Raw genomic sequence first — 20,514 nt, 5'->3', positions numbered from 1 at the left:
CGCGCGCGCCCTGCGGTTGAGCGCTGCGCGAGCACGGTGCTACCATGCCCCACCGCCCCAGCAGGCAAGGAATCATCGGGTTTATGACCACCATTCGCGAGCGCAACAAAGAACTGATCCTGCGCGCGGCCAGCGAAGAATTTGCCGACAAGGGCTTCGCCGCCACCAAGACCAGCGACATCGCGGCCAAGGCCGGGCTGCCCAAGCCCAACGTCTACTACTACTTCAAGTCCAAGGAAAACCTCTACCGGGAGGTGCTGGAAAGCATCATCGAGCCGATCCTGGCGGCGTCCACGCCGTTCAACCCGGAAGGCGAGCCCAACGAGGTGCTCAGCGGCTATATCCGCTCCAAGATCCGCATCTCCCGCGACCTGCCGGCGGCCTCCAAGGTATTCGCCAGCGAGATCATGCATGGCGCGCCGCACCTGAGCCCTGACCAGGTGCAGCAGTTGAACGCACAGGCCAAGCACAACATCGACTGCATCCAGACCTGGATCGACCGCGGGCAGATCGCCCATGTGGATGCGCACCACCTAATGTTCAGCATCTGGGCGGCGACGCAGACCTACGCCGATTTTGACTGGCAGATCGCTGTGGTCACCGGCAAGGCGCGATTGGATGAGAGTGACTATGAGGCGGCGGCGCAGACGATCATTCGCATGGTGTTGAAGGGCTGCGCCCCCGACGCCCTGTAGCCGCTGCCGCCAGGCTGCGCTGGCCCTGGCGTACGCCGGAGATATTCAGTGTCAATGAGGGCCAGCGCAGCCTGGCGGCAGCGGCTACGGGTCAGGCGCCAGCGTCTGCCACCCACCCCAACGCCTCGATGGCACTGATCGCACAGCGCTCATCCACATCCGACACATCCCCGCTGATACCCACCGCCCCCATCACCCCCCCCTGCCGATCCCTGACCAACACCCCACCCGGCGCCGGCACCACCCCACCCTGCCCCAACCCATTCAACGCCGCGAAAAACGCCGGCCGCGCCTGTGCGTCCACCGCCAGCAAGCGCGAGCCCTTGCCCAGGGCAATGGCGCCCCACGCCTTGCCGATCGCCACATGGGGCCGCAGCAGGCTGGCGCCGTCCTCACGCTGCAGGCTGATCAGGTGCCCGCCGCTGTCCAGCACTGCCACCGTCAGGGGCGCGGCTTTGATATCGCGCCCCGTGGCCAGGGCGTGTTCGGCGAGACGATTGGCAGCAGCCAAGGTAATGGCAGTCATCGGCAGATCCTCTTGTTTGAAAAATCGACACGACAAATAGAGCACAAATACAGATTTTATTGTATACAATATCGAAAATAATCCCGACCAATGGCCAGATAACGCCATCCCTCGGCAAATGCGAAAAGGGTTTGACCTGAAGCCTGCGCCGTGAATAAACTCGGGCCACAAGCCACTTGTATACAATTACAAAACACAAAGAGGCACAAAACCATGAGCAAAATGAGAGCAATCGATGCAGCCGTTCTGGTGATGCGCCGCGAAGGTGTGGAAACCGCCTTCGGCATTCCCGGTGCCGCCATCAACCCGCTGTACTCGGCCCTCAAGAAGGTCGGCGGTATCGAGCACGTGCTGGCTCGCCACGTGGAAGGCGCCTCGCACATGGCCGAGGGCTACACCCGCACCAAGGCCGGCAACATCGGCGTGTGCATCGGCACCTCCGGCCCGGCCGGTACCGACATGGTCACCGGCCTGTACAGCGCCTCGGCCGACTCCATCCCGATCCTGTGCATCACCGGCCAGGCACCGCGCGCCCGTCTGCACAAGGAAGACTTCCAGGCCGTGGACATCACCAGCATCGTCAAGCCGGTGACCAAGTGGGCCACCACGGTGCTTGAGCCGGGCCAGGTGCCCTACGCTTTCCAGAAAGCCTTCTATGAAATGCGCTCCGGCCGCCCCGGCCCTGTGCTGATCGACCTGCCCTTCGACGTGCAGATGGCCGAGATCGAATTCGACATCGACGCCTACGAGCCGCTGCCGGTGACCCGCCCGGCCGCCAGCCGCACCCAGGTGGAAAAGGCCCTGGCCTTGCTGGACCAGGCCGAACGCCCGTTGCTGGTGAGCGGTGGCGGCGTGATCAACGCCGACGCCAGCGCCAAGCTGGTGGAATTCGCCGAGCTGACCGGCATCCCGGTCATCCCTACCCTGATGGGCTGGGGCACCATCCCCGATGACCACCCGCAGATGGTGGGCATGGTCGGCCTGCAAACCTCGCACCGCTACGGCAATGCGACGATGCTTAAGTCCGACGTGGTATTGGGCATCGGCAACCGCTGGGCCAACCGCCATACCGGTTCTGTGGACGTGTACACCGAAGGCCGCCGCTTCATTCACGTGGACATCGAGCCTACGCAGATCGGCCGCGTGTTCACTCCTGACCTGGGCATCGTTTCCGACGCCGGTCTGGCCCTGGACCGCTTCCTGGAAGTGGCCCGCGAATGGAAAGCCGCCGGCAAGCTCAAGGACCGCAGCGCCTGGCTCGCCGATTGCCAGCAGCGCAAGGCCAGCCTGCAACGCAAGACCCACTTCGACAACGTGCCGGTCAAACCCCAGCGCGTGTACGAAGAAATGAACCAGGTGTTCGGCCAGGACACCTGCTACGTCAGCACCATCGGCCTGTCGCAGATTGCCGGCGCGCAGTTTTTGCACGTGTACAAGCCGCGCCACTGGATCAACTGCGGCCAGGCAGGCCCGCTGGGCTGGACCATTCCCGCCGCCCTGGGCGTGGTCAAGGCCGACCCGAGCCGCAAGGTGGTGGCGCTGTCCGGTGACTACGACTTCCAGTTCATGATCGAAGAACTGGCCGTGGGCGCGCAGTTCCACCTGCCGTACATCCACGTGGTGGTGAACAACTCCTACCTGGGCCTGATTCGCCAGGCCCAGCGCGGTTTCGAAATGGACTACTGCGTGCAGTTGGCCTTCGAGAACATCAACGCCCCGGAAATCAACGGCTACGGCGTCGACCACGTGGCGGTGGCCGAAGGCTTGGGTTGCAAGGCCCTGCGCGTGTTCGAGCCAGCGCAGATCCAGCCGGCGCTGCGCCAGGCCCAGGCACTGATGGCCGAGTACAAGGTACCGGTGGTGGTGGAAATCATTCTGGAGCGGGTGACCAACATTTCCATGGGCACCGAGATCAACGCCGTCAACGAATTCGAAGACCTGGCGCTGGTCGGCAACGACGCCCCTACTGCCATCTCGCTGCTCGACTGATCATTTAAGGAGGCTTGTATGCCGCGTTTTGCCGCCAACCTGTCGATGCTGTTCACCGAACAGGACTTCCTCGCCCGCTTCAAGGCCGCTGCCGACGCCGGTTTCAGTGGCGTGGAATACCTGTTCCCGTACGACTACAACTCCGCCGAGATCAAGGCGCAACTGCAGGCCCACGGCCTGACCCAGGTGCTGTTCAACCTGCCGGCCGGCGACTGGGCCAAGGGGGAGCGTGGCATTGCCTGCCACCCCGACCGCGTCGAGGAATTCCGCGCCGGCGTGGACCTGGCCATCGCCTACGCCCAGGTGCTGGGCAACACCCAGATCAACTGCCTGGCCGGCATCCGCCCCCAGGGCGCGGACTGCGCCACGGTGAAGGCCACCTTCGTCGCCAACCTCAAATACGCCGCCGACAAGTTGCAGGCGGCGGGCATTCGCCTGGTGATGGAGATGATCAACACCCTGGACATCCCCGGGTTCTACCTGACCACCACCGAGCAGGCCCTGGCGATCCAGCCTGAAGTGGGCAGCGACAACCTGTTCCTGCAGTACGACATCTACCACATGCAGATCATGGAAGGTGACCTGGCGCGCACGCTGCAAGCGCACCTGCCGCAGATCAACCATGTGCAATTGGCCGATAACCCTGGCAGGCACGAACCGGGTACCGGCGAAATCAACTACCGCTTCCTGTTCGAGCACCTGGACCGGATCGGTTATCAGGGGTGGGTGGGCTGTGAGTACAAGCCGCTGACCACCACCGAAGCCGGCCTGGGCTGGCTCAAATCCCTTGTGGGAGCGGGCTCTGCCCGCGAAGGGCGCGCCGCGTAATCCCGACAGACCGAGGTGCCTGCTTCGCGGGCAGAGCCCGCTCCCACAAGGACCGGGCAGGCATCCATCAATCGTTATCCTTTTCAACAAATACAATCAGGAAGGATCACCACCATGGCAAAAATCGGATTCATCGGCACCGGCATCATGGGCCACCCCATGGCCCATAACCTGCAAAAGGCAGGTCACCAACTGTTCCTCTCCGCCCACCACGACGCCGCCCCCGCCGACCTGGTCGCCGCCGGCGCCGTGGCCTTGGCCAACCCGCGCGAGGTAGCCCAGGAAGCCGAATTCATCATCATCATGGTGCCCGACACCCCCCAGGTCGAAGACGTGCTGTTCCGCGACCAGGGCGTGGCCCAGGGCCTTGGCCCGAACAAGATCGTCATCGACATGAGCTCCATCTCACCGTCAGCCACCAAGGCCTTCGCCGCCAAGGTCAACGAACGTGGCGCGCAGTACCTGGATGCCCCGGTGTCCGGGGGTGAAGTGGGTGCCAAGGCCGCCACCCTGAGCATCATGGTGGGCGGCGACCAGGACGCCTTCGACCGCGCGCTGCCGCTGTTCCAGAGCATGGGCAAGAACATCACCCGCGTGGGCGGCAATGGCGATGGCCAGACCGCCAAGGTGGCCAACCAGATCATCGTCGCGCTGAACATTCAGGCGGTGGCCGAAGCGTTGCTGTTCGCCGCCAAGAACGGTGCCGACCCGGCCAAGGTGCGTGAAGCGCTGATGGGTGGCTTTGCTTCGTCGAAGATTCTGGAAGTGCATGGCGAGCGCATGATCAAAGGCACCTTCGACCCCGGCTTCCGCATCAGCCTGCACCAGAAAGACCTCAACCTGGCGTTGCAGGGTGCCCGCGAGCTGGGCGTCAACCTGCCCAACACCGCCAATGCCCAACAGGTGTTCAGCACCTGCGCAGCCCTGGGTGGCAGCAACTGGGACCACTCGGCGCTGATCAAAGGGCTGGAGCACATGGCCAACTTCAGCATTCGCGACAAGTAACCCTGCCCGCCCTGTAGCCGCTGCCGCCAGGCTGCGCTGGCCCCCTGCCTCGCTGGAGATCTCCAGTGTCCATACAGGCCAGCGCAGCCTGGCGGCAGCGGCTACAAAGCCCCGCCATAACACCATAAATCCCCCGGGAGCCTGCCATGTCAGTCGATCCGCAATCCCTGCTGCGCGAGCTGTTCGCCACCGCCATCGCCGCCGCCCACCCCAGCCACGTGCTGGAACCCTTCCTGCCCACCGACCGCAGCGGCCGCGTGATCGTGATTGGCGCCGGCAAGGCCGCCGCGGCCATGGCCGAGGTGGTCGAGCGCTGCTGGCAGGGCGAGGTCAGCGGCCTGGTAGTCACCCGCTACGGCCACGGTGCCAGCTGCCAGAAAATCGAAGTGGTGGAAGCCGCCCACCCGGTGCCCGACGCCGCCGGCCTGGCCGTGGCCGGGCGGGTGCTGCAGTTGGTCAGCAACCTGCGTGAAAGCGACCGGGTGATCTTCCTGCTGTCGGGCGGTGGCTCGGCGCTGCTGGCCTTGCCGGCCGAGGGCATCAGCCTGGCCGACAAGCAGGCCATCAACAAGGCACTGTTGAAATCCGGCGCCACCATCGGCGAGATGAACTGCGTGCGCAAGCACCTTTCGGCGATCAAGGGCGGGCGCCTGGCCAAGGCCTGCTGGCCGGCCACCGTGCACACCTACGCGATTTCCGATGTACCGGGCGACCTGGCCACGGTCATCGCCTCCGGCCCCACCGTGGCCGACCCCAGCACCTCGGCGCAGGCCCTGGCGATCCTGGCCCGCTACCACATCGAGGTGCCGGCCACGGTGCGCGAGTGGCTGAACAACCCCGCCTCGGAAACCGTCAAGCACGGCGACCCGTGCCTGTCGCGCAGCCATTTCCAGCTGATCGCCACACCCCAGCAAGCGCTGCAGGCCGCCGCCGTCAAAGCCCGCGCCGCCGGCTTCAGCCCGCTGATCCTCGGCGACCTGGAAGGCGAAGCACGCGAGGTGGCCAAGGTGCACGCCGGCATCGCCCGGCAGATCGTCATCCATGGCCAGCCGCTGGCGGCGCCCTGCGTGATCCTCTCCGGTGGCGAAATCACGGTGACGGTGCGCGGCAATGGCCGTGGCGGGCGCAACGCCGAATTCCTGCTGAGCCTGACCGACAGCCTCAAGGGCCTGCCGGGCGTGTACGCGCTGGCGGGTGACACCGACGGCATCGACGGCTCCGAAGACAACGCCGGCGCGCTCATGACCCCGTGCAGCTACCGCCGCGCAGCCCAACTGGGCCTGAGCGCCAGCGACGAACTGGACAACAACAATGGCTACGGCTATTTCCAGGCCCTGGACGGGCTGGTGATCACCGAGCCGACGCGCACCAACGTCAACGACTTTCGCGCCATCCTGATCCTGGAAGCCTCCGCGTCATGACCGCCTATAAAAACACCAAGATCCTCGCCACCCTGGGCCCTGCCACGCGCAGCCAGGAAGACATCCGCCAACTGGCACTGGCCGGGGTGAACCTGTTTCGCCTCAATTTCAGCCATGGCGAGCACGCCGATCACGCCCAGCGCCTGGAGTGGATCCGCGACGTCGAAGCCCAACTCAATACGCCGCTGGGCGTGCTGATGGACCTGCAAGGGCCCAAGCTGCGCGTCGGCCGCTTCGCCGACGGCAAGGTGCTGCTGCACCGTGGCCAGGCTTTCCGCCTGGACCTGGACGCCAGTGCCGGCGACGCCCGCCGGGTGAACCTGCCACACCCGGAAATCATCGCCGCCTTGCAACCGGGCATGGACCTGCTGCTGGACGACGGCAAGCTGCGCCTGCAAGTGACCGCCAAACACGAGACCGCCATCGACACCCAAGTGCTGGCCGGCGGCGAGTTGTCCGACCGCAAGGGCGTCAACGTACCCCAGGCGGTGCTGGAGCTCAGCCCGCTGACTGCCAAGGACCGCCGCGACCTGAGCTACGGCCTGGAACTGGGCGTGGACTGGGTGGCGCTGTCGTTCGTGCAACGGCCCGAAGACATTCTCGAAGCACGCGAACTGATCGCCGGCCGGGCGCGGCTGATGGCCAAGATCGAGAAGCCCTCGGCGCTGGTTCACCTGGAAGAGATCGCACGTTTGAGCGACGCGATCATGGTCGCCCGTGGCGACCTGGGCGTGGAGGTGCCGGCCGAAACCGTGCCGCAGATCCAGAAGCGCATCATCGCCGTGTGCCGCGCCCTGGGCCGGCCGGTGGTGGTGGCCACGCAGATGCTCGAATCCATGCGCTTTGCCCCGGCGCCCACCCGCGCCGAGGTGACCGACGTGGCCAATGCCGTGGCCGAGGGCACGGATGCGGTGATGCTGTCGGCCGAGACCGCCTCGGGCGACTACCCGCTGGAGGCCGTGCAGATGATGAGCAAGATCATCCGCCAGGTCGAAAGCGGCCCCGACTATCAGGCGCAACTGGACGTCAGCCGGCCCCAGGCCGAGGCCACGGTGTCGGACGCCATCAGCTGCGCGATCCGGCGCATCAGCGGCATCTTGCCGGTGGCGGTGCTGGTCAACTACAGCGAGTCCGGGGCTTCGACCTTGCGCGCCGCGCGCGAGCGGCCACGGGTGCCGATCCTCAACCTGACACCCAACCTGGCCACGGCCCGTCAGTTGAGTGTGGCCTGGGGGGTGCGTTCGGTGGTCAATGATCGGCTGCGGCAGGTGGAAGAGGTGTGTTCCACGGCGCTGGAGATTGCCCAGGCGCAGGGGCTGGCGAGCCGTGGCGATACCTTGGTGATCACTGCAGGTGTGCCCTTCGGCAAGCCGGGCAGCACCAATTCGCTGCGGATCGAAACCCTGGTCTGAACATCCACTCAAACCCGTGGGAGCGGGCTCTGCCCGCGAAGACAACACCGCGGTTTATCAGACATTCCGCAGGGCGCCCTTCGCGGGCAGAGCCCGCTCCCACAAGAACCACACCCATGCCCAAACCCTCGTCCTTCTGCCCCGACTGGGCCACCGCCCTGCTCAACGGCTTCAGCCAGGTAGTCCTGCAACGCCACCCCCTGTGCGGCCTGTGCTGCCTGCTGGCGATCCTGGTCGGCGCACCCCATCTGCTCGGCGGCGCGCTGCTGGGCGCTGCCAGCGGCCTGCTGACCGCGCAACGGCGCGGCTATCTGCGTGCGCATCGCCAGGCCGGCCTGTACAGCTACAACGGCCTGCTGATCGGCCTGCTGTTCAGCCACTGGCTACCCCTGACACTGACCCTGCCGCTGCTGATCATCGCCGCCAGCGGCCTGAGCAGCCTGCTGTTGGCGCGCTGGCTCAAGCGCTGCCCGCGGCCCACTTGCCTGCCCGCCTATACCACGCCATTCGTCCTCGCCGGCTGGGCGCTGGCGGGCGTCATCAATCCCCTGCCCGGCGCCGTGCAGCCCTTCGGCGTGGCCGATGTGTTGACCGGCCTGGGGCAGATTTTCGTGGTCGCCAGCCCCGTGGCCGGCGCACTGATTGCCCTGGGCCTGTACCTGGCAGACCGCCGCGCCGCCCGTTGGGCCTTGCTCGGCTCTGCGGCCGGGCTGGCCTTCGCCTGGCTGCAGGGCGAGCCACCGTTGCCCGGCGTGTACGGCTTCAACCCGGCCCTGGCCGCGTTGGCCTTCAGCGCGCAACCCGGGCGTGCAGTGCTGGCGATCATCCTCGCGCTGTTGCTGCAACCCGGCTTCGCCAGCGTGCCAACGCCCAGCCTCACCGCGCCCTTTATCCTCGCCTGCTGGCTTGTGCGCGCCGGCAGCCGGGTGATGCATTCAGAGGTGGCCTTGCACAGTCGGCGGTAAACGCCCTAGGCTGGGGCCACGATCAGGAACCCGGACCTTATGGACAGCCAACGCACCCTGCGCCAGCAGCTCTACACCATCATTTTCTTCAGTGACACGCCGGCCGGCCGACGCTTCGACACGGCCGTGCTGCTGATCATCCTCGCCAGCCTGGTGCTGGTGATGGTCGACAGCATCGAAAGCGTGCACCGCCAGTACGCCGACGTGTTCGCCTACATCGAATGGGGCCTGACCGGCATCTTCGCCGTGGAATACCTGCTGCGCCTGTACTGCTCGCCCAAACCGTGGCGCTACGCGTTCAGTTTCTACGGCCTGGTGGACCTGCTGGCGATTGTGCCGGGCATCCTCGCCATCTACTACAGCGACGCCCAGTACCTGATGATCGTGCGGGTGATCCGCATGCTGCGCATCTTCCGCGTGCTCAAGCTGCGCCCCTACCTGAGCCAGGCCAATTACCTGCTGGCGGCCCTGCGCGGCAGCAAGCAGAAGATCATCGTCTTCCTGCTCAGCGTGGCCACCCTGGTGACCGTATTCGGCACCCTGATGTACGTGATCGAAGGCCCCGAGCACGGCTTCACCAGCATCCCCATGGGCATCTACTGGGCCATCGTCACCCTGACCACCGTGGGCTTCGGCGACATCGTGCCCAAGACCCCGCTGGGGCAGATGATTTCGGCGCTGGTGATGATCACCGGTTACTCGATCATCGCCGTGCCCACCGGCATTTTCACCGCCGAGCTGGCCAATGCCATGCGCGGCGAGCGCCTGCAACGTGCCTGCCCGGTGTGTGCCAAGGGTGACCACGACAGCGGCGCGGCGTTCTGCTGCCGCTGCGGCAATGCCCTGTTTCAAAAAATCGAATAAGCGCCCCACTTTTAGATCTTTTGGGCGCCTGACGTGCCCGGCTATAGTTGCTGGCCAAATGCTTTCAACGACAACAACAGGGACATCCACCATGCACAAACTCTTGAGCGCTTCGTTGCTCGCCGCAGGCCTGGGGCTGGCCGGCCTGGTCCAGGCCGCGCCAGCGCCTTTGCTGAACGTTTCCTACGACGTGATGCGTGACTTCTACAAGGACTACAACGCCGCGTTCCAGAAACACTGGCAGGCCGAGCACAACGAGGCGGTCAACGTGCAGATGTCCTTTGGCGGCTCCAGCAAGCAGGCGCGTTCGGTGATCGACGGGCTGCCGGCCGATGTCATCACCATGAACATGGCGACCGACATCAACGCCCTGGCCGACAACGGCAAGCTGGTGCCCGACGACTGGGTTACCCGCCTGCCCAACCACAGTGCGCCGTTCACCTCGGCCACGGTGTTCATCGTGCGCAAGGGCAACCCCAAGGCGCTGAAGGACTGGCCCGACCTGCTCAAGGACGGCGTGCAGGTGATCGTGCCCAACCCGAAAACCAGCGGCAACGGCCGCTACACCTACCTGTCGGCGTGGGGCTACGTGTTGAAGAACGGCGGTGACGAGAACAAGGCCAAGGCCTTTGTCGGCAAGCTGTTCAAGCAGGTGCCGGTGCTGGACACCGGTGGCCGCGGCGCCACCACCACGTTCATGACCAACCAGATCGGCGACGTGCTGGTGACCTTCGAGAACGAAGCGGAAATGATTGCCCGCGAGTTCGGCCGCGACAAGTTCGAAGTGATCTACCCCAGCGTCTCCGCCGAGGCCGAGCCGCCGGTGGCGGTGGTCGACAAGGTGGTGGACAAGAAAGGCAGCCGCGCCCTGGCCGAGGATTACCTGAAGTACCTGTGGTCGCCGGAAGGCCAGGACATCGCCGCGCAAAACTACCTGCGCCCGCGTGACCCGGCGGTGCTGGCCAAGTACCAGGACCGCTTCCCGAAAGTGGACTTCCTGTCGGTGGAAAAAACCTTCGGCGACTGGCGCACGGTGCAGAAAACCCACTTCGCCGATGGCGGTGTGTTTGACCAGATCTATAGCCAGCAGTAACGCCCCGTAGCCGCTGCCGTCAGGCTGCGCTGGCCCTCAACCACACTGGAAATGCCCAGTGTACCCAGGGGCCAGCGCAGCCTGTCGGCAGCGGCTACGGTTTGTATCTGCCGAAAAAAACGCCTGCCAGGGTAATCGGAAGGACACGTTTTTCGTTCTTAATACAATGCCCCACCCTCTCATGATGAGACCCAACCCCACCATGCCCCGCTTCACACCCACGCTCTACGCCCTGGCCCTGCTGCTGGCCGGCTGCGACAAGCCAACCCTCTCTGCCCACACGCCCAGCGCCCCGCTCGCCGTTGACGTGGCCGTCGCCACGCCCGCGCTGGAGCCGCGCACTACCGTGCTTACCGGGCGCCTGGAGGCTTTCCGCACCGCCGAGGTCCGCGCCCGCGTGGCCGGCATCGTCGAGCAGCGCACTTACGTCGAGGGCGCGGCGGTGAAAGCCGGCCAGCTGCTGTTTCGCATCGACCCGGCGCCCCTGGCCGCCGAGCTGGCCGCCGCCGAGGCCGAACTGGCCCAGGCACGGGTAGCCGCCGAATCGGCCGGCGATATCGCCCGCCGCTCCCAGCAGTTGGTGAAGGACAACTCCATCAGCGTGCAGCAAAGCCGCCAGGACGGCTTCACCGAGAAACGCGCCCAGGCTGCCGTGCTGTCGGCCCAGGCCAAGGTGCGCAGTGCGCGTCTGCAACTGGACTACGCCAGCGTCAAGGCGCCGATTGCCGGCCGCGCCCGGCGCGCGCTGGTCAGCGAAGGCGCCATGGTGGGCCAGGACGAAGGCACGCCGCTGACCACCGTCGAGCAACTGGACCCCATCTACGTCAACTTCTCGCAGCCGGCCAGCGATTTCATGGCCCTGGGTGAAGCCCTCAAGGACAGCCCCGGCGCCGCTCGCGTCAACCTGCGCCTGAGTGACGGCAGCCTGTACAAGCGCACCGGCAAGCTGCTGTTCAGCGACACCGCCGTCGACCCGAAAACCGACACCGTGGCCCTGCGCGCGCTGTTCGACAACCCCGAGCAACTGCTGCTGCCGGGGCTGTACGTGCAAGTTGAGTTCGAACGCGCCAACGGCCAGCATGACGTGCTGATCCCGCAGCAGGCCCTGACCCGCACCCGTGACGGCGCCTACGTGATGGTGCTCAAGGACGGCCACGCCCGCCAGGTCAACGTCCAGGCCCAGAGCCTGCAAGGCCGGCAATGGCGGGTCAGCGCCGGGCTGGCCGGCGGCGAGCAGGTGATCCTCGACGGCGGCGCCCTGGACGATGGCCAGGCCGTGGCCGCCAAACCTTCCGCCGACACCGGCACGGTCGCCGATCGTTCATAAGGACTTGCATGTCAGCCTTCTTTATCGCCCGGCCAATCATGGCCTGGGTCATTGCCATCATCATTCTGCTGGCCGGCCTGGGCGCCGCCGGCCGCCTGTCGATGGAGCAATACCCCAACGTCGCACCGCCCAGGATCGGCATCAGCGCCACCTACCCCGGCGCCTCGCCGGAGGTGGCAGAGCGCACCGTCACGGCGGTGATCGAGCGTGAGCTGAGCGGCATTCCCGGGCTGCTGTACTTTGGCTCCAGCAGTTCGGAGAACACCGTCAGCATCAACCTGTCGTTCGAACCGGGCACCAACACGCAACTGGCCGCGGTGGAGGTGCAGAACCGCCTCAAGCGCGTTGAAGAGCGCCTGCCCGAAAGCGTGCGCCGCCAGGGCCTGACCGTGGAACAGAGCGGCCAGAACGAACTGATGTTCGTGACCCTGAGCGCCGACAACCCCAACGTCGACGACATCGAGCTGGGCGACTACGCCACCAGCGTGCTGCGCCCGGCGCTGCTGCGCACCCCGGGGGTGGGCGGCGTCGAGGTGTACAGCCCCGAATACGCCATGCGCATCTGGCCCGACGTGCAGCGCCTGACCGCCACCGGCATCACCACCACCGAGCTGGTCAACGCCATCAGCCTGCAGAACCAGCGCATCACCCTGGGCGCCATCGGCACCCCGCCCTCGCCCGCCAGCACGGCGATCACCGCACCGCTGGCGGTGCAGGAAGACCTGGACACGCCCCAGGCCTTCGGCGCCATTGCCCTGCGCGTCAACACCGACGGCTCGGCGCTGCGGGTGGCCGACGTGGCGCGGGTTGAACTGGGCGGCATGAACTATGACTACCCGGCCTTCCTCAATGGCCGCTACAGCGGCGCGCTGTCGGTGAAGCTGGCTAGTGGCGCCAACGCCCTGCAGACCGCCGAGGCGATCAAGGCCACCCTGGCCGAGCTGGCGCCGCAGTTCCCACCGGGCCTGCATTACCACACCGCGTTCGACACCTCGACCTTCGTGCACCTGTCCATCGTCAAGGTCGGCTACACCCTGGTGGAGGCCATGGTGCTGGTGTTCGCGGTGATGTGGGTGTTCCTGGGCAGCTGGCGGGCCACGCTGATCCCCAGCGTGGTGGTGCCCATCGCCCTGGCGGGCACCTGCGCGGTGATGCTGGTGCTGGGCTTTTCCCTGAACGTACTGACGCTGTTCGGCATGGTGCTGGCCATCGGCATCCTGGTGGACGACGCCATCGTGGTGGTTGAGAACGTCGAGCGGATCATGGCCGAGCAAGGCATCGGCCCGCGCGAGGCCACCTTGCAGGCCATGGCGCAGATCAGCGGCGCCATCGTTGCCATTACCCTGGTACTGACGGCGGTGTTCGTGCCCATGGCGCTGTTCCCCGGGGCCGTGGGCCAGATCTACCGGCAGTTCACCGTGGCCCTGGCGGTGCCCATGGCCTTGTCGGCATTCCTGGCGTTGAGCCTGACGCCGGCGCTGTGCGCCACCCTGCTGCGCCCCGTGGGCCATGGCACCAGCGGGCGCGTGGCACGCTTCAGCCAGGCCGCGGCCAGCCGCTACCTGCGCGGCCTGGACGGCCTGCTGCGGCGGCCACTGCGCTACCTGCTGCTGTACGGCGGCCTGCTGGGCCTGTGCGCGCTGCTGTTCACCCAACTGCCCGGCGGCTTTTTGCCCAAGGAAGACAAGGGCAACTTCGCCACCGTGATCCTGCTGCCCACCGGCGCCACCCAGGCCGACACCCGCCGCGTGCTGGACGAGGTGCAGGCGTTCATGGCCGATGACCCGGACATCGACAGCCGCTTCGCCATGCAGGGCTTCAGCTACTTCGGCGACGGCCAGAACGCCGCAATGATCTGGCCCACCCTGATCGACTGGTCCCGGCGCACCCGCCCCGAGCAGCAGGTGGACGCGATCATGCAGCGGGTCAACGAGCACTTCGCCAACGGCACCGCCCTGCAGCCCAAGGCGCTGATCAAGGCGCTCAACACCCCGCCGCTGCCCAACATGGGCCGCACCGAGGGCATCGACCTGCGCCTGCAGGACCGCGCCGGCCTGGGCCATGAGGCCTTGCTCAAGGCCAAGGACCGCTTGCTGGCCCTGGCGCGCAAGGACCCGGCCTTTGCCGACGTGTCGTTCTCCGGCCAGGACGATGCGCCGCAGCTGCGCGTGTCCATCGACCGCATCAAGGCCCAGAGCATGGGCGTGGCCGTCAGCGAGATCAACGACACCCTGGCCACGCTGTACGGCTCGCAGTACCTGGGCGACTTCATCTACAAGAACCAGGTGCGGCGCATCCTGGTGCAGGCCGAGGGCCGCGACCGTCAGGCCCCTGACAGCCTGCTGCAGGCGCGGGTGCGCAACGCCAGCGGCGACATGGTGCCGCTGAGCGCCTTCGTGAGCATGCGCTGGACCCTGGGCGCGCTGCAGATCGACCACTTCAACGGCTTCCCGGCCATGGCCATCGCCGCCGTGCCGGCCGCCGGGCATAGCACCTCTCAAGCCATGGACGCCCTGGCGCGGCTGGTCACACAGCTACCGGCGGGGATAGGTTATGAATGGGCCGGGCAGTCGTACCAGGAGCGCCTGTCGGGCGACCAGGTGCCGCTGTTGTTCGGGCTGTCGGTGCTGGTGATTTTCCTCTGCCTGGCGGCGCTGTATGAAAGCTGGTCGATGCCGCTGGCGGTCATCCTGGCCATCCCGCTGGGCCTGCTGGGCGCGCTGCTGGCCACGCACCTGCGCGGCATGCCGGACGACCTGTACTTCAAGGTGGGGATGATCACCATCATGGGCCTGACGGCGAAAAACGCCATCCTCATCATCGAGGTGGCCGAGACCCTGCACCGTCAGGGCGCCAGCCTGCATCAATCGATACTGGACGCGGCGCGCATGCGGCTGCGGCCTATCGTGATGACCTCGTTGGCGTTCATGTTTGGCGTGCTGCCGCTGGCCTTGGCCACGGGGCCGGGGTCGGCGAGCCAGCGGGCGATCGGGACCAGCGTGTTTGGCGGGATGCTGTCGGCGACGGTGTTGACGGTGTTTTTTGTGCCGTTGTTGTATGGGGTGGTGGTGCGGTTGCGTACACGTCCCGCCGCCACTGTAGCCGCTGCCGAAGGCTGCGCTGGCCCTTCGCTACACTGAAGATCTCCAGGGCACGGCAGGGCCAGCGCTGCCTGGCGGCAGCGGCTACAGGTTACATTGGCGGCTTCAGGCCATTTTCGCCTGCGGAAATGGCCTTGGCGGTGTAGCTGCCATCCGCCGCCTTCTGGGCGAACAACACCACTTTCACGCCAGGCTTGAGCAGGCTGCGATCGGCCGGCACCAGGTTGACCACCGGCACATCCTCGGGCACGAAAATCTTCTGCTCGCCCCCCTTGTACTTCACCGTGATAGTGCGCCCGTTGGCCACCACCAGGTCCCCGACGCTGCCATTGGTCATGCTGCTGTTGGCCGCCAGGTCAAACGCCCGATGGCCGTCACCCGTACCGGCCATGGACGGCGGGAACACATGCACTTCAAGGGCTTTGAGGGTGCCATCGGCCTGGGGCACGGCGGCCGAACCGACGTAGCTGCCCGGCTTGATGTCAGCGATGTTGGCCAGGGTCACGCCGCGCACCTGGGTCTCGCTGGTCAGGTGCACCAGCACGTCTTCGCCGCGGTTGGTCTTGACCTGCAGGTCGTCGCCGTTGATGGCGGTGATGGCGCCACGCACGCCCGAGGGTGGCGCGTCGGCATGGACGGCGCCGCTGGCCAATACCGCCAAGGCCAGGCTGGACGCGGTGAACAGGCGTTTCAGATTCATGAACGGCACTCCTGGGGATGGATAGATAGCCTGCGAACTATCTACACCATATCACCGTCAGGCCGCCGCGTGCTCCTCGTTGAGCAGGGTCACGCCGCCGTCGGCGATCACTTCCAGGTTGTGGTCCTTGCCCCAGCGGAACAGTTGGGCCAGCAGCATCGAATTGATCTCGCCAAACAGGTACACCGTGTCCACCGGCTGCTCCAGGATCCAGCGGCCCAGGGCGGTGGATTCCAGTGAATGCTGGAAGTCGTAGGTGAATTCCGGCTCGCTGAAACGCGGCTTGACCTCAATCACCGAGCTGCTCAGCAGGTCCGGCGCCTTCGCGGCCACTTGCACGTGGGCCAGTGGCAGCTGCCCCACCCGCCAGTCGCGCAGCAGCTGCACCAGGCGCACCTTGGCGCGCTGGGCGCGCATGTCCAGGCGGCCTTCGGACGGCACCTCAAGACGCTGGTTCAGCACCAGCCACACGGCCTGGCGGCGCGGGGTTTTCAGCAAGATCTCGGCCTTGACCTTGGTGGCGCGCAGCGACAGCGCCAACACCAGCAACAACGCCGTGGCCACCCAGCGCAGGCTGCCCTCGCCTGCCGCCTGCACCACCAGCGCCAGCGCCACGCAGCCCAGCCACAGGTAATCGGCGCGCTTCCACGCCACCTCGCCCCAGCGGCCCAGGGAGATGCAGGTCCAGCAGAACAGGCAAAACAGGAACAACGCCAGCACCGACAGCCAGCGCAGGTCCACGGCCAGCGCCAGCAGGTCCAGCGCCGGGCTCAGCCACAGCGACACCACGGCCAGCAAAACAAGGGAAATCAGGGTGGGTAACAGGTAAGGCTTGTTGAAAAACTGCTTCATGAAATTCAGCCGAAAAGTCCAGGGGGCGTTGGGACGTATCGGCGGGGGGGCGGGATTCTTGATGGTTGATTTGGGGATGACCTCACCGGCCTCATCGCGAGCAAGCTTTGCTCCCACAGTGTTGAGCCCTGCACCTGTGTTCGCCTCACCGCTGTGGGAGCAAAGCTTGCTCGCGATGAGGCCGGTGCAGATAACCTAAATATCGGCCCGAATAAAATGGTGCGGGGCATGAAAAAAAGCGCCGCGCCTGCTGGGCAGGGGCGGCGGTTTTGGGTGCAAGCGTCTGACTTACGCCAGGCTCTTGCTCACCACTTCATACACATCGCTGCTCAACTCACCGGAAGCCAAAATCCGCTCCAGCTCGCCGCGCATCAGCGCCTGGCGGTGCGGATCGTATTTGCGCCAGCGGGTCAGCGGGCCCAGTTGGCGGGAGGCGATCTGCGGGTTGAGGGCGTTGAGCTGGATGACCAGGTCGGCCAGGAAACGGTAGCCCGAGCCGTCGACGCTGTGGAAGTTGACCAGGTTCTGCTGGGCGAACGCGCCGATCAGGGCATGCACCTCATCCCCTGCGAACGACCAAGGCTGACAACTCGGACCATCAGGCCATGGCACGTTGCAACCAATGTGGGACCGGCCTCTGGCCGGGAAGCGCCGCGCGGGCGGCGCTCGGTCTCGAGGGCGCCAGAAAACATCGACTAGCACCTGGCGGCCATGACGCAATCCCGTAGCCGCTGCCGCAGGCTGCGCTGGCCCTGTACTTCGCTGGATGTCCTCAGGGTTCACACCGGCCAGCTCAGCCTGGCGGCAGCGGCTACGGGTTTGTGGTGTGGTTTGGAAGCGCTTGTCGGTGTTTTTGTGGTGTGCATGAAATCGAGCGCCGCCCGCGCGGCGCTTCCCGAGCTTCGCTCGGTCCCACATTTTGTTGCAACGTGCCATGGCCTGATGGTCCGAGTTGCCAGCCTTGTGCGTTCGACGCTGGTCCTGTGTGCCGCCATTTTCTGCAAGCCATGAAAAAAGCGCCGCGCCTGCTGGGCAGGGGCGGCGCTTTTGGGTGCAAGCGTCTGACTTACGCCAGGCTCTTGCTCACCACTTCATACACATCACTGCTCAACTCACCGGACGCCAGAATCCGCTCCAGCTCGGCGCGCATCAGCGCCTGGCGGTGCGGGTCGTATTTGCGCCAGCGGGTCAGCGGGCCCAGTTGGCGGGAGGCGATCTGGGGGTTGAGGGCGTTGAGCTGGATGACCAGGTCGGCCAGGAAGCGGTAGCCCGAGCCGTCGACGCTGTGGAAGTTGACCAGGTTCTGCTGGGCGAACGCGCCGATCAGGGCACGCACCTTGTTGGGGTTCTTCAAGGTGAACGCCGGGTGCTGCATCAGCGCCTTCACGCGCTCCAGGCCGCCTGGCAGGGTGCTGCCGGCCTGGACGCTGAACCATTGGTCCATGACCAGCGGGTTGTCCTTGAAGTGCTCGGCGAAGCTTTCCAGGGCCTTGGCTTTCTCGGCGTCGAAGTGCGAGTTGACCAGCACGGCCAGCGCGGTCAGGCGCTCGGTCATGTTGTCGCAAGCGTCGAACTGCTCCAGGGTCGCTTCCAACACTTCCGGCTTGGCCGTCAGCATCAGGTACGACAGGGCGATGTTCTGCAGCGCACGGCGGGCGAAGTGCTCGGCTTCCGGCACATAGGCGGTCTCACGCGAGATGGCGCGGTTGGCCTGGTAGCGGGCCCACAGGGCGCCGTACAGGTGTTCGGCGATCTGCGCACGGGCGAATTCGCGGGCGGCGTGGATGGCGTCCACTTCGGCGCGGTCGCTGAGTTCGGCCAGGTAGGCTTCGCTCGGCAGCGAGAGCATTTCGGCGACCATGGCCTGGTCCAGGCTGTGGTTGGACAGCACGGTGCCCAGGGCGGTGATCAGCCGTGGGTCGAGCACCATGGGTTTGTTTTCCATGTACTGCGCGGTCAGTTCCTGCAGGCACTGCACAGCCAGGCGCTGGCCGGCGTCCCAGCGGTTGAAGCCGTCACTGTCGTGCTGCATCAGCACCATCAGCTGGTCGCGGTTGTAGTCGAAGCTCAGTTTCACCGGCGCACTGAAGCCGCGCAGCAGCGACGGCAAGGGCTTGGCGTCGATGTTGTGGAAGGTGAAGGTCTGGTCTTCTTCGGTCACCGACAGCACGCGGCTGGTGCCCACTGGCACGCTTTCGCCGGCCAGTTGCAGCGGCAGGTCGTTGCCGTGGGCGTCGATCAGGCCCAGGGCCACCGGGATTACGAACGGCAGCTTCTCGGCCTTGTCCGGGGTGGCCGGGCAGGTCTGGTGGAAGTGCAGGCTGTAGGTCTTGGCGGCGGCATCGTAGCTTTCGCTGACTTGCACGCGCGGGGTCCCAGCCTGGCTGTACCAGCGCTTGAACTGGGTCAGGTCGACGCCATTGGCGTCTTCCATGGCCTTGATGAAGTCATCGCAGGTCACGGCCTGGCCGTCGTGGCGTTCGAAGTACAGGTCGCTGCCCTTGCGGAAGCCTTCGTTGCCCAGCAGGGTGTGGATCATGCCGACCACTTCGGCGCCCTTCTCGTACACGGTCAGGGTGTAGAAGTTGGAGATCTCGATGAAGCTGTCCGGGCGCACGGCGTGGGCCATGGGGCCGGCGTCTTCGGCGAACTGGTGGGTACGCAGGTAGGCCACGTCCTGGATGCGCTTGACCGTGGCCGAGTTCATGTCCGAGGAAAAGCCGGCGTCACGGTACACCGTGAAGCCTTCCTTGAGCGACAGCTGAAACCAGTCGCGGCAGGTGACGCGGTTGCCCGACCAGTTGTGGAAGTATTCGTGGGCGACGATGGCCTCGACGCGCTGGTGGGCGGCGTCGGTGGCGGTTTCGGCGCGGGCCAGCACGGCGCTGGAGTTGAAGATGTTGAGGCCCTTGTTCTCCATGGCGCCCATGTTGAAGTCGTTGACCGCGACGATCATGAAGATGTCCAGGTCATACTCGCGGCCGTACACCTCTTCGTCCCAGCGCATGGACTTCTTCAGGCTGGTCATGGCGTGCTGGCACTTGTCGATGTTTTCCGGCTCGACGTAGATGCGCAGGGTGACGTCGCGCTTGGAGGCGGTCTCGAACTTGTCTTCCACGCACCACAGGTCACCGGCCACCAGCGCGAACAGGTACGCCGGCTTCATGAACGGGTCTTCCCAGGTAGCCCAGTGGCGGCCGTCTTCACCGGGGCCGCTGGCAATCGGGTTGCCGTTGGACAGCAGCACCGGGTAGCTGTGCTGCTCGGCGCTGACCGTGGTGGTGAACTTGCTCATCACGTCCGGGCGGTCGAGGTAGTAGGTGATCTTGCGGAAGCCCTCGGCCTCGCACTGGGTGCAGAACATGCTGCCCGACTTGTACAGGCCTTCCAGCGCCGTGTTGGTCTCGGGGTGGATGCGCACGCTGGTGTCCAGCGTGAAGCTGGCCGCCGTGGGGTGCAGGGTCAGGTGGCTGTCGTCGACCTGGTAGTCGGCGGCGCCCAGTTCCACGTCACCCAGGCTGACCGACAACAGTTCCAGCTGCTGGCCGTCGAGCACCAGCGGCGGCAGGCCGGCGCCACGGGCCGGGTTGCGGCGCATGACCAGTTGCGCGTGGACCAGGGTGTGGTCATCGTGCAGCTCGAAGGTCAGGTGCGTTTCGTCGATCAGGTACTCAGGGGCCTGGTAGTCCTTGAGGTAAATCATTTTCGGCTGTTCGGTGCGCATGCTGACGTCCCT

15 protein-coding genes and 1 pseudogene are annotated in these 20,514 nt (G+C 65.8%); 11 read left to right on the top strand and 5 right to left on the bottom strand.

Features of this window, described 5'->3' with window-relative positions; genetic code table 11:
• Nucleotides 1-83 precede the first annotated feature (83 nt).
• On the top strand, nt 84-695 hold the full coding sequence (locus tag ACZ9GA_RS04935; protein ID WP_457356804.1) for a TetR/AcrR family transcriptional regulator: 612 nt from the start codon (nt 84-86) through the stop codon (nt 693-695).
• A gap of 91 nt (nt 696-786) precedes the next feature.
• Here the strand turns inward: ACZ9GA_RS04935 and ACZ9GA_RS04930 are convergent, their stop codons facing one another.
• Nucleotides 787-1,221: a GlcG/HbpS family heme-binding protein gene (locus ACZ9GA_RS04930; protein ID WP_457356805.1), complete on the bottom strand. Its 435-nt coding sequence runs from the start codon at nt 1,219-1,221 to the stop codon at nt 787-789.
• A 213-nt stretch (nt 1,222-1,434) separates the two neighbouring features.
• On the opposite strand from ACZ9GA_RS04930, the gene gcl reads away from it, so the two are divergent.
• From gcl to ACZ9GA_RS04880, 10 genes are all read left to right on the top strand, one after another.
• Nucleotides 1,435-3,210: a glyoxylate carboligase gene (gene gcl / locus ACZ9GA_RS04925; RefSeq protein WP_457356806.1), complete on the top strand. Its 1,776-nt coding sequence runs from the start codon at nt 1,435-1,437 to the stop codon at nt 3,208-3,210.
• Nucleotides 3,211-3,228: 18 nt separating this feature from the next.
• Nucleotides 3,229-4,038 carry a hydroxypyruvate isomerase gene (gene hyi / locus ACZ9GA_RS04920; RefSeq protein WP_457356807.1) on the top strand — a complete coding sequence of 270 codons (810 nt, stop codon included), beginning with the start codon at nt 3,229-3,231 and terminating at the stop codon, nt 4,036-4,038.
• 114 nt (nt 4,039-4,152) lie between these two features.
• Complete coding sequence (locus ACZ9GA_RS04915) at nt 4,153-5,043, top strand: 2-hydroxy-3-oxopropionate reductase (protein WP_457356808.1); 891 nt, start codon at nt 4,153-4,155, stop codon at nt 5,041-5,043.
• A 146-nt stretch (nt 5,044-5,189) separates the two neighbouring features.
• Nucleotides 5,190-6,464, top strand: a complete 1,275-nt coding sequence (locus tag ACZ9GA_RS04910; RefSeq protein ID WP_457356809.1) for a glycerate kinase type-2 family protein — start codon at nt 5,190-5,192, stop codon at nt 6,462-6,464.
• Nucleotides 6,461-7,876 carry a pyruvate kinase gene (gene pyk / locus ACZ9GA_RS04905; RefSeq protein WP_457356810.1) on the top strand — a complete coding sequence of 472 codons (1,416 nt, stop codon included), beginning with the start codon at nt 6,461-6,463 and terminating at the stop codon, nt 7,874-7,876. The genes ACZ9GA_RS04910 and pyk overlap by 4 nt, the downstream gene beginning before the upstream one ends.
• A gap of 116 nt (nt 7,877-7,992) precedes the next feature.
• Nucleotides 7,993-8,841, top strand: a complete 849-nt coding sequence (locus ACZ9GA_RS04900) for an urea transporter (RefSeq protein ID WP_457356811.1) — start codon at nt 7,993-7,995, stop codon at nt 8,839-8,841.
• A gap of 39 nt (nt 8,842-8,880) precedes the next feature.
• Nucleotides 8,881-9,705, top strand: coding sequence for an ion transporter (locus ACZ9GA_RS04895; RefSeq protein ID WP_455923578.1), 825 nt, complete (start codon nt 8,881-8,883; stop codon nt 9,703-9,705).
• A gap of 91 nt (nt 9,706-9,796) precedes the next feature.
• Complete coding sequence (locus ACZ9GA_RS04890) at nt 9,797-10,798, top strand: sulfate ABC transporter substrate-binding protein (protein WP_455923577.1); 1,002 nt, start codon at nt 9,797-9,799, stop codon at nt 10,796-10,798.
• A gap of 202 nt (nt 10,799-11,000) precedes the next feature.
• A complete protein-coding gene (locus ACZ9GA_RS04885; protein WP_457356812.1) occupies nt 11,001-12,125 on the top strand; it encodes an efflux RND transporter periplasmic adaptor subunit in 1,125 nt (374 codons plus the stop codon).
• Between the two features lie 8 nt (nt 12,126-12,133).
• Nucleotides 12,134-15,265: a multidrug efflux RND transporter permease subunit gene (locus tag ACZ9GA_RS04880; protein ID WP_457356813.1), complete on the top strand. Its 3,132-nt coding sequence runs from the start codon at nt 12,134-12,136 to the stop codon at nt 15,263-15,265.
• A 52-nt stretch (nt 15,266-15,317) separates the two neighbouring features.
• Here ACZ9GA_RS04880 and ACZ9GA_RS04875 read toward each other — a convergent pair whose 3' ends face one another.
• From ACZ9GA_RS04875 to pepN, 4 genes and pseudogenes are all read right to left on the bottom strand, one after another.
• The gene (locus tag ACZ9GA_RS04875; protein WP_457356814.1) at nt 15,318-15,926 is read right to left on the bottom strand and encodes a DUF5666 domain-containing protein; all 609 of its coding nucleotides are present in this window, start codon (nt 15,924-15,926) and stop codon (nt 15,318-15,320) included.
• A gap of 57 nt (nt 15,927-15,983) precedes the next feature.
• The gene (locus ACZ9GA_RS04870; protein ID WP_457356815.1) at nt 15,984-16,778 is read right to left on the bottom strand and encodes a hypothetical protein; all 795 of its coding nucleotides are present in this window, start codon (nt 16,776-16,778) and stop codon (nt 15,984-15,986) included.
• A gap of 288 nt (nt 16,779-17,066) precedes the next feature.
• Nucleotides 17,067-17,342 (bottom strand): annotated as a pseudogene (locus tag ACZ9GA_RS04865) (aminopeptidase N C-terminal domain-containing protein); the annotation flags it as partial.
• 502 nt (nt 17,343-17,844) lie between these two features.
• Entirely contained in the window at nt 17,845-20,502 is a 2,658-nt protein-coding gene (gene pepN / locus ACZ9GA_RS04860) for an aminopeptidase N (RefSeq protein WP_457356816.1), read from the bottom strand.
• Nucleotides 20,503-20,514 lie beyond the last annotated feature (12 nt).

It is taken from the genome of Pseudomonas sp. TE3644, assembly GCF_056278815.1.
This window is presented reverse-complemented; position numbering and strand designations above follow the sequence as displayed.